The 15,570-nt window shown below is 66.1% G+C and carries 12 protein-coding genes; 9 read left to right on the forward strand and 3 right to left on the reverse strand.

The genetic code is table 11. The features are described 5' to 3' along the window. The first annotated feature begins 315 nt into the window (after window positions 1-315). The 3 genes from ACVOMC_RS05370 (at window position 316) to ACVOMC_RS05380 (ending at window position 5,458) form a co-directional block, all read left to right on the forward strand. Window positions 316-2,547: an NADP-dependent isocitrate dehydrogenase gene (locus ACVOMC_RS05370; protein ID WP_481523117.1), complete on the forward strand. Its 2,232-nt coding sequence runs from the start codon at window positions 316-318 to the stop codon at window positions 2,545-2,547. Between the two features lie 235 nt (window positions 2,548-2,782). Next, window positions 2,783-4,513 carry a bifunctional isocitrate dehydrogenase kinase/phosphatase gene (gene aceK / locus ACVOMC_RS05375; RefSeq protein ID WP_481523118.1) on the forward strand — a complete coding sequence of 577 codons (1,731 nt, stop codon included), beginning with the start codon at window positions 2,783-2,785 and terminating at the stop codon, window positions 4,511-4,513. A gap of 60 nt (window positions 4,514-4,573) precedes the next feature. Continuing rightward, complete coding sequence (locus ACVOMC_RS05380; RefSeq protein ID WP_481523119.1) at window positions 4,574-5,458, forward strand: energy transducer TonB; 885 nt, start codon at window positions 4,574-4,576, stop codon at window positions 5,456-5,458. Window positions 5,459-5,571: 113 nt separating this feature from the next. Here ACVOMC_RS05380 and rho read toward each other — a convergent pair whose 3' ends face one another. After that, window positions 5,572-7,251, reverse strand: coding sequence for a transcription termination factor Rho (rho, locus tag ACVOMC_RS05385; RefSeq protein ID WP_481523324.1), 1,680 nt, complete (start codon window positions 7,249-7,251; stop codon window positions 5,572-5,574). Between the two features lie 288 nt (window positions 7,252-7,539). Then, on the reverse strand, window positions 7,540-7,869 hold the full coding sequence (gene trxA, locus ACVOMC_RS05390; protein WP_057506258.1) for a thioredoxin TrxA: 330 nt from the start codon (window positions 7,867-7,869) through the stop codon (window positions 7,540-7,542). A 198-nt stretch (window positions 7,870-8,067) separates the two neighbouring features. On the opposite strand from trxA, the gene rhlB reads away from it, so the two are divergent. The 6 genes from rhlB to rpoH all read left to right on the forward strand — a co-directional run bounded on the left by rhlB (window position 8,068) and on the right by rpoH (window position 14,066). After that, window positions 8,068-9,720 (forward strand): ATP-dependent RNA helicase RhlB, encoded by a 1,653-nt coding sequence (gene rhlB / locus ACVOMC_RS05395; protein WP_481523120.1) that lies wholly within the window; start codon window positions 8,068-8,070, stop codon window positions 9,718-9,720. Between the two features lie 69 nt (window positions 9,721-9,789). Beyond that, window positions 9,790-10,476: a cell division ATP-binding protein FtsE gene (gene ftsE / locus ACVOMC_RS05400; protein ID WP_054659484.1), complete on the forward strand. Its 687-nt coding sequence runs from the start codon at window positions 9,790-9,792 to the stop codon at window positions 10,474-10,476. After that, window positions 10,473-11,435 (forward strand): permease-like cell division protein FtsX, encoded by a 963-nt coding sequence (gene ftsX, locus ACVOMC_RS05405; protein ID WP_481523121.1) that lies wholly within the window; start codon window positions 10,473-10,475, stop codon window positions 11,433-11,435. The genes ftsE and ftsX overlap by 4 nt, the downstream gene beginning before the upstream one ends. 7 nt (window positions 11,436-11,442) lie before the next feature. Beyond that, on the forward strand, window positions 11,443-12,285 hold the full coding sequence (locus tag ACVOMC_RS05410; RefSeq protein WP_481523122.1) for a response regulator: 843 nt from the start codon (window positions 11,443-11,445) through the stop codon (window positions 12,283-12,285). Continuing rightward, window positions 12,282-13,010 (forward strand): uracil-DNA glycosylase, encoded by a 729-nt coding sequence (gene ung, locus ACVOMC_RS05415; RefSeq protein WP_481523123.1) that lies wholly within the window; start codon window positions 12,282-12,284, stop codon window positions 13,008-13,010. Before ACVOMC_RS05410 ends, ung begins: the two co-directional genes overlap by 4 nt. A gap of 180 nt (window positions 13,011-13,190) precedes the next feature. Further along, window positions 13,191-14,066 (forward strand): RNA polymerase sigma factor RpoH, encoded by an 876-nt coding sequence (rpoH, locus tag ACVOMC_RS05420; RefSeq protein WP_481523124.1) that lies wholly within the window; start codon window positions 13,191-13,193, stop codon window positions 14,064-14,066. A 93-nt stretch (window positions 14,067-14,159) separates the two neighbouring features. Here rpoH and ACVOMC_RS05425 read toward each other — a convergent pair whose 3' ends face one another. After that, window positions 14,160-15,491 carry an NAD(P)/FAD-dependent oxidoreductase gene (locus ACVOMC_RS05425; protein ID WP_481523125.1) on the reverse strand — a complete coding sequence of 444 codons (1,332 nt, stop codon included), beginning with the start codon at window positions 15,489-15,491 and terminating at the stop codon, window positions 14,160-14,162. Window positions 15,492-15,570 lie beyond the last annotated feature (79 nt).

Below are 15,570 nucleotides of genomic sequence, written 5' to 3' on the forward strand. Positions count from 1 at the left end.
GCTGCGCAGTGGCCGGTGCTGTCCCCGAGTCAGACGCAACGGTTGCAATTGTGACCGGCAATCCGTGCCGCGGCATCGGGCGAGACGGCGCAAGGGCTGCGCGCAGGCGCCGGCCCCCGGGAGTTCGAGGCCCTACCTTCGCGTATGGCGCAATTTTGCCGGGACCGGCTTAAACCGCGACAATGCGGAGTGTTTTCCACCTGGTGCGCGTCGAGGTGACATCGCGGCTGGCCTCTGTGCCGATCCCTGCGTCTTGCCTCCATCGCCTGTGCCAATCCACGTTCTGCCTCCGTCAGCAAGAGAGTTCCTGCCCCCATGTCGAATACGCCGAAGATCATCTACACGCTCACCGACGAAGCGCCCTTCCTTGCGACCCAGTCGCTGCTGCCGATCGTCGATGCCTTTACCGCCACTGCCGGTATCACCGTCGAGACCCGTGACATCTCCCTGTCCGGCCGCATCCTGTCGCAGTTCCCGGATTTCCTGAAGGACGAGCAGAAGATCGGCGACGATCTGGCCGAACTGGGCGCACTGGCGACGAAGCCGGAAGCCAACATCATCAAGCTGCCGAACGTGTCCGCCTCGGTGCCGCAGCTAAAGGCCGCGATCAAGGAACTGCAGGACCAGGGCTACGTGCTGCCGAACTACCCGGACGCGCCCACCGACGAGGTCTCGCGCGACATCCAGGCGCGCTACGACAAGGTCAAGGGCAGTGCGGTCAATCCGGTGCTGCGCGAAGGCAATTCCGACCGCCGCGCGCCGCTGTCGGTGAAGAACTATGCCCGCAAGCATCCGCACCGCATGGGCGTGTGGTCGGCCGATTCCAAATCGCACGTGGCGCACATGGACGGCGGTGATTTCTACGGCAGCGAGAAGTCGGCCACCATCGCCAGCGCCGGCAGCCTGAAGATCGAGCTGGTCCAGAACGACGGCAAGACCATCGTGCTGAAGGAAAAGACCGCGGTGAAAGCCGGTGAGATCGTCGACGCCGCGGTGATGTCGCGCCGCGCGCTGGCCAGCTTCATCGATGCGCAGGTGGCCGATGCCAAGGCGCAGGGCGTGCTGTTCTCGCTGCACCTGAAGGCGACGATGATGAAGGTGTCCGACCCGATCATGTTCGGTGTCGTGGTTGAGGAGTTCTACAAGGACGTGCTGGCCAAGCACGCCGCCGCATTGAAGGAAGTGGGCTTTGATGCCAACAACGGCATCGGCGATCTGTATGCGCGCCTGCCGCAGCTGCCTGAAGCCACCCGGGAAGCGATCAAGGCCGACATCGCTGCCGAGTACGCCAAGCGTCCGGCCGTGGCCATGGTCAACTCCGACAAGGGCATCACCAACCTGCATGTGCCGTCGGACGTGATCGTCGACGCCTCGATGCCGGCGATGATCCGCGACTCCGGCAAGATGTGGAACGCCGAAGGCAAGCTGCAGGACACCAAGGCGGTGATCCCTGACCGCTGCTACGCCGGTGTGTACCAGGCCGTGATCGAGGACTGCAAGGCGCATGGCGCGTTCGATCCGGCCACTATGGGCTCGGTGCCGAACGTCGGTCTGATGGCGCAGAAGGCCGAGGAATACGGCTCGCATGACAAGACCTTCCAGATCGCCGCCGATGGCGTGGTCAAGGTCACCGACGAGGCCGGCAAGGTGGTGTTCGAGCACGCCGTGGAAGCCGGCGACATCTGGCGCATGTGCCAGACCAAGGACGCGCCGATCCAGGACTGGGTGAAGCTGGCCGTGTCCCGCGCCCGCTTGAGCAATACCCCGGCCGTGTTCTGGCTCGACGCCAACCGTGCCCACGATGCGCAGGTCATCGCCAAGGTCGAGCAGTACCTGAAGGACCACGACACCAGCGGGCTGGATATCCGCATCCTTGACCCGGTGGCCGCCACGGCGTTGTCGCTGGAGCGCATCCGCAAGGGCCTGGATACCATCTCGGTGACCGGCAACGTGCTGCGCGACTACCTCACCGACCTGTTCCCGATCCTGGAGCTGGGCACCAGCGCCAAGATGCTGTCCATCGTGCCGCTGATGGCCGGTGGCGGCCTGTTCGAGACCGGTGCCGGTGGTTCGGCCCCGAAGCACGTGCAGCAGTTCGTTGAAGAGGATTACCTGCGCTGGGATTCGCTGGGCGAGTTCCTGGCCCTGGCCGCCTCGCTGGAGCATCTGGCCCAGCGCTACGACAACCCGGCCGCCGCGGTACTGGCCAAGGCGCTGGACGAGGCCAACGGCAAGTTCCTGGACAACGACCGTTCGCCGGGCCGCAAGCTGGGCACCATCGACAACCGCGGCAGCCATTTCTACCTGGCCATGTACTGGGCGCAGGCCCTGGCAGCGCAGAATGACTATGCCGCACTGAAGGCGAAGTTCGCCCCGCTGGCCGAGGCGCTGGCCGGCAACGAGCAGAAGATCGTCGACGAGCTGGTCGCCGTGCAGGGCAAGGCCGTGGACATCGGCGGCTACTACCGCCCGGATCTGGCCAAGGCCGGCCCGGCAATGCGTCCAAGCGCAACCTTCAATGCCGCTCTGGCGACACTGAAGGGCTGAGGGACCTGGGCCTGCGCGCACAGCGCGGGCCATCGGAAGCAGCAGGCCTGCATCGCACGATGCGGGCCTTTTTCATGCGTGGCGCGGTGCGCCGGTGCATGGAATTTCGCGGGACTGGGCTCGTGCCGGCGTGTTGGCGTATGGTCGCAGCACGGGACTGGATAAGCATGCGCATGAACAGGTTCTGCTGTTTCCACGGTTGCACCGCCGCCTTGCCTCAACGGTGGCCGCAGGGATGAGTGCATCTGCCGACCAGCAAGGGCAGGCGCAGCGGCTGGCCGCGTGCATCGTGCGTGGATTCGAGGACTACCACTCGGGGTTTGCGCAGGTGACGCGCCGCGCGCGCGAGCGCTTCCAGGTGTGCGACTGGGCCGGCGCGCAGCGCGACGCGGTGGAGCGTATCGCGCTGTACGATCAATGCATCGCGCGCTGTCGACAGCAACTGGACGGGCTGCAGCAGGGGGCGGCGCCCTCGCATGCGCTGTGGGCAGAGGTGAAGACCGGTTTTGCCGCATTGATCGATACCCGTATCGACGGCGAGTTGTACAAGACCTTCTACAACACCCTGACCCGGCGCCTGTTCGCAACCCGCGGGGTGGAGGACAGCATCGAGTTCATGGCGCTGGATATCGAGCCCTCCGATGCGATCACCCATCCGGTGGCGCGGCATGTGTATGCAGTATCGGAAAACCGCCCGGCCGAGGTGTTCTCGCGGCTGCTGGGCGACTACGCCTTCGATGTTCCCTACCGTCATCAACTGCGCTGTGCGGCCGCCATCGCGGTGCGGTTGCAGGACGATCTGGCCCATTGGGGCGCCCATCCGGTGCGTGCGATCGAGCTGCTGGAAACCGTGTTCTACCGCGAGCGCCGCGCCTATCTGGTCGGTCGGGTGTTTGGCGAGCACCGTTTCTCGCCGTGTGTGATTGCCCTGGTCAATGAGGGCGACGGCATCCGCGTGGAGGCGGTGCTGAGCCGGCGGCGTGATGTGGCGCATCTGTTCGGGGTTTCGCGCAGCTACTTCCAGGCCGATCTGCCCACCGTGGCTGACGCGGTGGTGTTCCTGCGCAGCATCCTGCCGGGCAAACCGGTGGATGAGATCTACACCGTGCTGGGTCGGGCCAAGCAGGGCAAAACCGAGCGCTATCGCACCTTCTTCAGCCACTTCCAGCAGCACCACAACGAGCTGCTGGTGCATGCCGAAGGCACGCCGGGCATGGTCATGTCGGTGTTCACGCTGCCCAGTTATCCGCTGGTGTTCAAGCTGATCCGCGACCGTTTCGCCTGGCCCAAGACCATGAGCCGGCAGGATGTGGAGGACAAGTACGCGCTGGTGTTCAACCTGGACCGCATCGGCCGTCTGCTGGATGCACAGCCTTATCGCCATCTGCGCTTCCCGCGACAGCGTTTCGCACCGGCGTTGTTGCAGGAGCTGGTGGATGAGTGCAGCCAGAGCGTGCACATCGATGGCGACGAGGTGGAGATTGCGCTTTGCTATGTGCAACGCCGGTTCCGGCCGTTGAATCTGTATCTGCGCGAGCAGGGGGCCGATGCGGCGCGCGCGGCCGCGCTGGATTACGCACAAGCGATCCGTGACATGGCCTGCAACAACATCTTCCCCGGCGACATGCTGCTGAAGAACTTCGGCGTATCGCGTCATGGCCGTGCGGTGTTCTACGACTACGACGAGCTGTGCCTGGTCACCGACTGCAACTTCCGCGCCTGGCCGGCGCCGCGCAATCACGAGGAGGCCCTGGCCAGCGAACCGTGGTTCCATGTCGCCGCCAATGATGTGTTCCCGGAGCGTTTTCCGCTGTTCATGAGCTTGCCCAAGGCCCTACAGGAGCTGGTTGCTGAAACGCACCGCGACCTGTTCGATCCGGCCTGGTGGCAGGGGCTGCAGGCGCGTTTCAGGCGCGGGGAGTTTCCCGATACACCGCCGTATCCGCGTGCGCTGCGGATCGCCTAGTTGCCGCGGCTACCCATCCGGGCTGTAATCGGCGCACAGCAACCTCAAGGGAGTGTGGTGATGAAGAACTGGTTCCGGGCGATGGGATTGGCCGGTGTCGTGCTGCTGGCGACGCCGCTGGTGGCCACGGCGGCGGGTTACGGGCCGGCCGCTGTGCGCGAGCAAGTGGAAAGCAGCATGCTGGTGCGGGGAGAAGTGCAGATCGAAACCGATGGAACGGTCTCGGCGGTAACGCTGCATCGTGAAGAGAAACTGCCCCGCGGGGTAGTGACGCTGGTACGCGAGGCGGCACTGCAGTGGCGCTTCGAGCCGATCGTGGTGGAGGGCGCCGTGGTCAAGGCCATCGCGCCGATGAGCCTGCGTGTTATTGCCCGCAAAGGGGAGGGCGACAGTTTTGAAGTCGCCCTGCGGGGGGTGAATTTCCAGCGCTTCGATTCCGAGGATCCGCAGAATGTCGCTAGTCTGGACATGCCGCCACCTCGCTATCCGGAGCAGGCGTGGCGCACCGGCGCATCCGGTGATGTCTACCTGCTGGTCAGGGTCGGGCGCAATGGCCAGGTGGAGGATGCGTTTGCCGAGCAGGTGAATCTTGGCTTCCTCAGCAGCGCTGCCGAGCAGCGGCGTTTCCGGGAGCTGTTTGCGCGCAACGCGGTGGCAGCGGCCAGGCGATGGACGTTCCGTACCCCGACCACGGGAGAAACCGCATCACAGCCGTATTGGAACATCCGCGTGCCGGTGAGTTACCGGCTGAGCACGGGAACGGTGCCGCGGGAGCATGACGGGTACGGGCAGTGGAACAGCTACGTGGCCGGTCCGCGCGAATCCGCGCCATGGCGTGATGCTGCGCAGGAAGCCCACTTCTCGCCCGATACGCTGCCCGAAGGTGGCGTTTACATGGCCGATGCCAAGGGGCCGCGGCTGCTGACGCCACTGCACGGCGGTTGATTGCACGATCCGGTACTGTCCGGGGTACCCGCAGCAGGTGGCGCCCGCGTCACGCGGGCAAATGAAAAGCCCCGCGTTCGCGGGGCTTTTCAGTCGCGATCCCGGTGAAGGAATCAGCGCTTCATCGAGCCGAAGAACTCGTCGTTGGACTTGGTGTTCTTCATCTTGTCCAACAGGAATTCCATCGCCGCGATCTCGTCCATCGGGTGCAGCAGCTTGCGCAGGATCCAGATCTTCTGCAGCAGTTCCGGTTCGATCAGCAGGTCTTCGCGGCGGGTGCCGGAACGGTTGATGTCGATGGCCGGGTACACGCGCTTTTCGGCGATACGGCGGTTAAGGTGCACTTCGCTGTTGCCGGTGCCCTTGAACTCCTCGTAGATCACCTCGTCCATCTTCGAGCCGGTTTCCACCAGCGCGGTGGCGATGATGGTCAGCGAACCGCCTTCCTCGACGTTGCGCGCCGCACCGAAGAACCGCTTCGGGCGGTGCAGGGCGTTGGCATCGACACCGCCGGTCAGCACCTTGCCGGAGCTGGGCACGACGTTGTTGTAGGCACGCGCCAGACGGGTGATCGAGTCCAGCAGGATCACCACGTCCTTCTTGTGCTCGACCAGGCGCTTGGCGCGCTCGATCACCATTTCGGCAACCTGCACGTGGCGCGCAGCCGGTTCGTCGAAGGTCGAGGAAACCACTTCGCCGCGCACCGTGCGTTGCATCTCGGTCACTTCTTCGGGGCGCTCATCCACCAGCAGCACGATCATGTGGACTTCGGGGTGGTTGGTGGTGATGGCCGTGGCCACCTGCTGCATCAGCATCGTCTTGCCGGCTTTGGGCGGCGAAACGATCAGCGCACGCTGGCCCTTGCCCTGTGGCGCCATCAGATCGAGGATGCGGCCGGTGATGTCTTCCGAGGAACCGTTGCCACGCTCCAGGGTGAAGCGCTTGCGCGGGAACAGCGGGGTCAGGTTCTCGAACAGAACCTTGTTCTTCGAGGCTTCGATCGGCTCACCGTTGATGGTGTCCACGATGTTCAGCGCGAAGTAGCGTTCGCCATCTTTCGGAAAACGGATGCGGCCGGAGATATGGTCGCCGGTGCGCAGGTTGAAGCGGCGGATCTGGCTGGGCGAGATGTAAGTGTCGTCCGGACCGGCCAGGTAGCTGGCCTCGGCCGCACGCAGGAAGCCGAAGCCGTCGGGCAGGATTTCCAGCACCCCATCGGCGGCAACGCCTTCACCGTGACGGGTCAGCACCTTCAGCAGCGCGAAGATCACGTCCTGCTTGCGGGCGCGGGCCACGCCTTCGGAAATCTGCAGCTGCTCGGCCACTTCCAGCAGCTTGTGCGCCGGCATGCGCTTGAGATCGCTCAGCGAATAGACCGGGAAGCCTTCCGGCACGCTCGGCATCGAGCGGGGCGTGTAGACCTCATTGCCGCCGTCACCGGACATGCCGCCGTCATCGCGTGGGCGGTTGCGGTCACGGTCGCGACGGTTGCGGAAGCGGTCACGGCGGTTGCCCTGGCCCTGACCCTGCGCATTGTGCTGGCCCTGGCGCTGCTGGCCATCGCTGTTGCGCGGCTCGCCGCCATCGTCCTGCGGACCGCTGGATGCAGCAGCCGGTCCCTCATGGCTGCCAGAGCCGGTGGCCGGTGCGGATGATTCGCTGGCCTGAGCCTGAGCCTGAGCCTGAGCCGGCGGTGCGGCGGGCAAAGGCAATGCCGGCTGGGCCGGTGCGGAGGCTGCCGGAGCGCTGGTGTCGCTGGCTTCGACGGTCTTGGCAACGCGCGGCTTGCGCACGCGCTTCTCGACGGGCGCGTCGGTGCTCCCGGTTTCGGAAGGAGTGTTCTCGGACAAGTGCTTGATTCCTCTCGCTTGGATGTGCGAGCGCCCTGCGGGGCGGCGAACTGGTTGGGAAGGGTCCGGGCTAGAACCCGACCGGAGGGTGCGGCAAGCGAATGCTGCCGGATGTCGCGACACTAACACCGCCCAGTGTGGCGGTGCAAGATGCCGGGAAACCTTGTTGGGCCGGCATATGGCAGGCCCGGAGGGGCCGGCGGCGGACAGCCGCCGGACCTTGCCGCTTGATCAGGCCAGGGCCTTGTCGATCATCTGGCTCAGCTGGCCTTTGCCGACCGCGCCGATCTGGGTGGCCTGGATCTGGCCATCCTTGAACAGCAGCAGCATCGGGATCGAGCGCACGTGATACTTCACCGCGGTGGCGCGGTTCTCGTCCACGTTGACCTTGGCGATCTTCAGCTTGCCGTCGTAGGCATCAGCGAGCTCGTCCAGAACCGGGGAAATCATCTTGCACGGGCCGCACCATTCAGCCCAGAAATCCACCAGGACCGGTTCGCCGGATTGCAGGACGGCGGTGTCGAAGTCGGCATCGCCGACGTGTAAAACCTTATCGCTCACTTTGGAGTCTCCTGGTGCAATGCGACTACCCGTGCCGGGTTGGCCGTCGCATTGCGGTAAACTGGGGCATTCGCGTAGACATACAGGGCAGGGCCCAACGTCACGCGACCCGGCGCAGGGGCCGCAGTGTGCGACGGCACCCGAATCGATGCAAGCTGCCCGGCCACCTTGGCCGGCCGGCACAACAAAGACAGAATAATGAGCGACAAACCGCTGACCGATGTGACGTTTTCCTCCTTCGACCTGCAGCCCTCGCTGGTGGCAGGCCTTGAAGGAGCTGGCTTCACCCGCTGTACCCCGATCCAGGCGCTGACCCTGCCGGTGGCCTTGCCCGGCGGCGATGTGGCCGGCCAGGCGCAGACCGGCACCGGCAAGACGCTGGCCTTCCTGGTGGCGGTGTGCAACCGCCTGCTGACCCGTCCGGCGCTGGCCGATCGCAAGCCGGAAGACCCGCGCGCGCTGATTCTGGCGCCGACCCGCGAGCTGGCGATCCAGATCCACAAGGACGCGATGAAGTTCACCGCCGACACCGGGCTGCGCTTTGCGCTGGTCTACGGCGGTGTGGATTACGACAAGCAGCGCGAGCTGCTGCAGCAGGGCGTGGACGTGATCATCGCCACCCCCGGCCGCCTGATCGACTACGTCAAGCAACACAAGGTGGTCTCGCTGCACGCCTGCGAGATCTGCGTGCTGGACGAAGCCGACCGCATGTTCGACCTGGGCTTCATCAAGGACATCCGCTTCCTGCTGCGGCGCATGCCCGAGCGCACCACGCGCCAGACCCTGCTGTTCAGCGCCACCTTGAGCCACCGTGTGCTGGAGCTGGCCTACGAGCACATGAACGAGCCGCAGAAGCTGGTGGTGGAGACCGAAAGCATCACCGCCGACCGCGTGCGCCAGCGCATCTACTTCCCGGCCGACGAGGAAAAGCTGCCGCTGCTGATCGGCCTGCTGTCGCGCAGTGAAGGCGCCCGCACCATGGTGTTCGTCAATACCAAGGTGTTTGTCGAGCGCGTCGCCCGTGCGCTGGAAAAAGCCGGTTACCGCGTCGGTGTGCTGTCCGGTGACGTGCCGCAGAAAAAGCGCGAAAGCCTGCTCAAGCGGTTCCAGGCCGGCCAGCTGGAAGTGCTGGTGGCCACCGATGTGGCCGCGCGCGGTCTGCATATTGATGGCATCAAGTACGTCTACAACTACGACCTGCCGTTCGACGCCGAAGACTACGTGCATCGCATCGGCCGCACCGCGCGTCTGGGCGAGGAGGGCGATGCGATCAGCTTCGCCTGCGAGCGCTATGCGATGGGTCTGCCGGATATCGAGGCCTATATCGAGCAGAAGATTCCGGTTGAAGCGGTGACCAGCGAGCTGATGACCGCGCTGCCGCGTCCGGAACGCGCGCCGCTGCCCGAAGGCGAGGCCGAGGAAAGCGTGGGTGCGATTTTCCGCGAGGCCCGCGAGCAGAAGGCGGCCGACGAGGCCCGTCGCGGTGGTCGTGATGGCAAGCCGGGTGGCAGCCGTGGTGCCGATGGCAAGCCGCGCCCACCGCGCAAGCCGCGCGTGGAAGGTGAGCACAAGGCAGCCGATGCCGCGCCCAGGCCGCCGCGTCCGGCCGCCGTGGAGGCGCCGTCGGCGGCCAACAGCCCGGCCGTCGAGGGTGAGCGCGCGCCGCGCAAGCGTCGCCGTCGCCGTCATGGCCGTCCGGTCGAAGGTGCCGAAGGCGCGACCACCACGGCGCCGCCGAGCAATGGTCCCACCCAGGTGCCGGCCAAGCCGATGCGCACGGCGGGCAACGAGGCCGATTCGTTCCTGACCCGGCTGGGCCGCAAGATCCGCCGCATGTTGTCGGGCAGCTGATCGCCGTGGTCTCCGCGCCGCCTCGCAGTGGGGCGGCGCACGCGGGCCGCGCTCCGGCATAATCGCCGCATGAGCGTCCTGCGTTTTGACAATGTCACTAAACACTATGCCGGTGGCCATCCGGCGCTGGTGGATGTCAGCTTCGAGGTGGCTGCCGGCGAAATGCTGTTCGTCACCGGGCATTCGGGGGCAGGCAAAAGCACCCTGCTCAAGCTGATCCACCTGAGCGAGCGCCCCACGCGCGGAGCGGTTTTGTTCGCTGAGCGCAATCTGCTGAAGGTGCGCGGCGGCAAGGTCGCCCTGCACCGGCGCCAGGTCGGCGCGGTCTATCAGGATCACCGCCTGCTGACCGACCGCAGCGTCGGCGAGAACGTCGCCTTGCCGTTGATTCTGCGCGGTGATCGTCGCGCCGATGCGGACAAGCGCGTGCGCTCGGTGCTGGAGCGGATGGGCCTGGGGCATCGCGAGAAGGCCCTGCCCACGCAGCTGTCGGCCGGTGAGCAACAGCGCGTGGGCATCGCCCGCGCGATCGTGGCCGAACCCAGGCTGCTGGTGGCCGATGAGCCGACCGGCAATCTGGATCCGGCACTGGCGGCGGAAATCATGACCTTGTTCGCCGAACTGCCGGCGCGTGGCACCAGCGTGCTGGTGGTCAGCCATGACCTGGCCCTGCTCAAACAGATGCGCAAGCGCGTGTTGATCCTCGATCACGGCCGTCTGGTCGATGACATTTCGCCGCAGGACCTGGCCGAATGAGCGTGAGTACCCCCAACAAGCCCGCCAACAGCGCAGTGGCCGCGCCCTCGCGGCTGGGGATCTGGATCAGCCATCACCTGCACAGTGTGGTGTTCAGCCTCGGGCGTGCACTGCGCAAGCCCTGGGCGACCCTGCTGACGGTGGCGGTCATGGCGCTGGCATTGGCATTGCCGCTGGGCCTGTCCATCGCCCTGGACAACCTCAAGCATTTTTCCGGCAGCGTGCAGCAGTCGCGCGACATCAACCTGTTCCTGAAGCCGGATCTGGATGCAGCCGCCACGCAGGCCGTGGTGCAGTCGCTGCGCGGCAACGCCGATGTGGCGCAGGTGGTGGTGCGTTCGCCCGATGAAGGATTGGCCGAGCTGCGCCACAGCGCCGGGCTGGGCGAGGCGATCGATGCGCTGGGCGACAATCCGTTGCCGACCTTGCTGATCGTCACCCCCGCCCATGGCGATGATGCGGCGTTGGCCAAGTCACTGGAGGCGCTGCCGCAGGCCGATCTGGTCCAGCACGATGCGCTGTGGCGGCAACGGCTGGACGGCTGGCTGGGCTTCGGCGCGCGGCTGGTGCAGGTGCTGTCGCTGCTGCTCGGGCTGGGCGCGGCGCTGGTGGTCGGCAATACCGTGCGGCTGGATATCCAGGCCCGCCGCGAGGAGATCGGCGTGCTGCAGCTGCTCGGCGCCAGTGACGGCTTCATCCGCCGCCCGTTTGTCTATCTGGGCGCATGGTACGGACTGGGTGCCGGGCTGGTCGCGCTGGCGCTGATCGGCGTCTGCGGGCTGGCGCTGCGGCCGCCGCTGGCTGCGCTTTCTCAAAGTTATGGCAGCCCGTTCGTGCTGCATGGGCTGGATCTGTTCCATTCGGTGATGGTGCTGGTGGCGACGACGATCCTGGGTTGGCTGGGGGCATGGCTGGTGACCGGCCACTTCCTCAGGCAGACTCGCCCGACCGAAACCTGAGGCCCGCATGCGAGCGCAAGAACTTAAACATCTGATCAGTGACGCCCCGCGGGTGATGGTGGTCGATGGTTCCAAGCTGGTCCGCCGGCTCATTTCCGATGTGCTCAAGCGCGAGCTGCCGGATGTGGATGTCATCGGCTGCGCGAGCATCGCCGAGGCCCGCGAGGCATTGGCCGCCGGCCCGGTGCATCTGGTCACCACGTCGCTGGCGTTGCCCGATGGCGATGGCCTGGCGTTGGCGCGCAGCGTGCGCGAAACCGCGGCGCAGGCGTATGTGCCGGTGATCGTGGTCTCCGGCGATGCCCAACAGCATCTGGAGCAGCGCCGTTTCACCGAGTTCGTCACCGACTATTTCGACAAATCGCTGGGCCACGAGGCATTGGCGACCTTCATCCGCGGCTATGTGCAGCCTGAGCCGGTGCCCGGCGCCACTGTGCTGTACGTGGAAGACAGCCGGGTGGTGGCCGAGGCGACCAAGCGCATGCTCGAACGCCACGACCTGCAGGTGGTGCATGTGCTTACCGCCGAGGACGCGTTCTCGCTGCTGACGGCCGAATCGCTGGGCCGCACCGTGCGTCGCATCGACCTGGTGCTGACCGACGTCACCCTCAAGGGCGAGCTCAACGGGGGCGACGTGGTCGAGCGCATCCGCGTCGATTTCGGCTATGGCAAGCGCCGTCTGCCGGTGCTGGTGATGACCGGCGACAGCAATCCGCACAACCAGTCGGCGCTGCTGCAGTCCGGTGCCAATGATCTGGTGCAGAAACCGGTGGAAGAACGCCTGCTGGTGACCAAGGTGCTGTTCCAGCTGCGACTGGCACGGCTTTCCCAGCCGGTCGTGGTGCTGTGAGCGAAGCGGCATCTGCGCAGATCCAGCTTGAATCCAGCTGGAAGGCCAGGATCGGCGACTGGCTGCTGCGCCCGGACATGCGCGAGCTGGCCGCGTTCCTGCGCCAGCGCAAGGCCGCCGGCGCGCAGGTGTTTCCCCCCGGGCCGCAGATCTTCGCCGCGTTCGAGGCCACGCCGTTCGAGCAGGTCAAGGTGGTGGTGCTGGGGCAGGACCCGTATCACGGCTATGGCCAGGCCCATGGCCTGAGCTTTTCGGTGCCGCCGGGCGTGCCGGTGCCGCCCTCGCTGCTCAACATCTATAAAGAGATCGAGACCGATCTGGGCATTCCGCGCCCGGACCACGGCTGTCTGTTGCCGTGGGCGCGCCAGGGCGTGCTGCTGCTCAACGCCGTGCTCACGGTGGAAGAGGGCAAGGCCGGCGCGCACCAGGGCCGCGGCTGGGAAGGATTCACCGATCACGTGGTGGATGTGCTCAACCGCGAGCGCGAGGGGCTGGTATTCCTGCTGTGGGGCGCCTACGCCCAGCAGAAGGGCAAGGTCATCGACACCCGCCGCCACCGCGTGCTCAAGGCGCCGCACCCGTCGCCGTTGTCGGCGCATCGCGGCTTCCTCGGCTGCCGTCACTTCTCCCAGGCCAATGACTACCTGCAGCGGCGCGGGCTGGGCCCGGTCGACTGGGGTCTGCCATCGCGCCAGATGCTGGAAGCCGGGTTCACTGCTGTCTGAATCTCCTTGATGCCTGTCATATCGCGGTGGCGTTGGCTTTGCTACGGTAGGACCTGTTGGAATGCTCCTGCGTCGCGGTCGCCCATTCAGCTTTTACTGTGAATTCTGCGACAAAAACAGAACGCTGGAACTTTTTCTGTACTCAGCAGTCCAATAGTCCGACTGCTAAGATGAGGTCCTATGAGCCAGAACACCTCTACTGCCCTTGTGGCAAACAATCTCCCGATTCCCAGCGCGCTCGGTTCGCTGGACGCCTATATCGGTGCCGTGCACCAGATCCCGGTGCTGTCGGTCGATGACGAGCAGGAACTGGCGCGCCGTTTCCGTGACGAGCAGGATCTGGATGCGGCCCGCGAGCTGGTGCATTCGCACCTGCGCTTCGTCGTGCATGTGGCCCGCGGCTACAACGGTTACGGCCTGCAGCTGGGCGACCTGATCCAGGAAGGCAATATCGGCCTGATGAAGGCGGTCAAGCGCTTCGACCCGGACATGGGTGTGCGCCTGGTGTCCTTCGCGGTGCACTGGATCCGTGCCGAGATGCACGAGTTCATCCTCAAGAACTGGCGCATCGTCAAGGTCGCCACGACCAAGGCGCAGCGCAAGCTGTTCTTCAACCTGCGCAAGTCCAAGACCCGCTTGGGCTGGATGAACGCGGCTGAAGTCAGCGCGGTGGCCAAGGACTTGAACGTGTCCGAGCGCGAAGTGATGGAAATGGAATCGCGCCTGTCCGGCCGTGACATCGGTTTTGATGCGCCGACGGACGAGGACAACGACCACGCGCCGCCGTCACCGGCCGCCTATCTGGTCGCCCGCGAGGAAGACCCGTCGCAGGCCTACGAGCGCGAGGACAGCGAAGACAACCAGATGCAGCTTTTGCGCGAAGGTCTGGCCAAGCTGGACCAGCGTTCGCGTGACATCATCGCCCGCCGCTGGCTCGATGCCGACAGCAAGGTGACGCTGCAGGAGCTGGCCGACGAGTACGGTGTGTCGGCAGAGCGTATCCGCCAGATCGAGGCCAATGCGCTGAAAAAGATGAAGGCGTTGTTCGCCGCCTGATCGGCGCGATATCGCTGTGAAAAGGCAACGGCCCGGGACTTCCGGGCCGTTGCCGTTTTCGCCGGTTGTGAGCCGCATGCCGATGCCCGCGGTTTACGGCGGGGCATCGGTATGCGGCCGATCGCCGGCATGCATCCCGGCGCTCGGCGGTGTGGCTTCTTCTCCGGCACCGCTGTCGGCATCGCCGAAGATGATCCGCGCGCCACGCTGGTAGCTCCAGTACGCCACCGCCCAGTTCAACAGCACCACCAGCCGGTTGCGGAAGCCGATCAGGAACACCACGTGTGCCGCCAGCCAGAACCACCACGCCAGCACGCCCGACAGCTGCAGCCGGCCCAGATGTACGATGGCGGCCATGCGCCCGATCGTGGCCAGGTTGCCCTGGTCGCGGTAGCGGAAAGGCGCCGGTGCCGGCGCATGGCGCAGTCGCGCCTGGATGACCGTGGCCAGGTAGCGGCCCATCTGCTTGGCCGCCGGTGCCACGCCGGGAACCGGACGGCCATCGTCCTGCTGGATTGCCGCCAGATCCCCGGCGACGAAGATCTCCGGATGGCCGGGGACGGTCAGGTCCGGCTGCACCCGTACGCGCCCGGCGCGGTCCAGCGGTACGTCCAGGGTCCGTGCCAGCGGCGAGGCGGCCACGCCGGCGGCCCAGACCACCGTGCGGGCCGGAATATGGGTGTCGCCCCACGTGAAGCCGTGGTCATCGATTGAGGTGACGGCGGTGCCGGTGAGTACCTCCACGCCGAGCTTCTCCAGCTGCCGCCGCGCCTTGAGCGAGAGCACTTCCGGAAAGCTGGACAGCACCCGTGGCCCGGCTTCGACCAGGCGGACCTTGGCCGCGGCCGGGTCGATGTGGCGGAACTCGTTCTTCAGGGTGTGGCGGGCGATTTCGGCCAGGGTGCCGGCCAGCTCGACGCCGGTGGGGCCGCCGCCGACGATGGCGAAACTCAGCCAGGCGGCCTTGCGCGCCGGGTCCGGTTCGGCCTCGGCACGTTCGAAGGCCAGCAGCAGTTTGCGGCGCAGCGCCAGCGCGTCGTCGAGGGTCTTCAGTCCGGGCGCGTCGCCGGCCCATTCGTCATGGCCGAAGTAGGCGTGGGTGGCGCCGCAGGCCACGACCAGCAGGTCGTAGCCGATCCGGCTGCCATCGCCCAGCCGCACCTGTCGGGCCTGCCTGTCGATCGCCACCACCTCGCCCAGCCGGACCTCGGCATTGTGCTGGCGGCCCAGGATGTGGCGCAGTGGTGCGGCGATATCGGGGGCCGACAGTCCGGCGGTGGCCACCTGGTACAGCAGCGGCTGGAACAGGTGGTGGTTGCGGCGGTCGATCAGGCTGATCCGCAGCGCTGCACCGGCCAGCGCACGGGTGGCCCATAAACCGGCAAAGCCGCCGCCGATGACCACAAGATGGGGAACGCGCGACATGCAGGACTCCGGTCGGGGCCGGCGGACCGGCCGGGTGGGAACGACAGTCACTGGCGATCATCGCACTGATGGGGCGTGA

The organism is Stenotrophomonas sp. STEN014 (assembly GCF_056760315.1).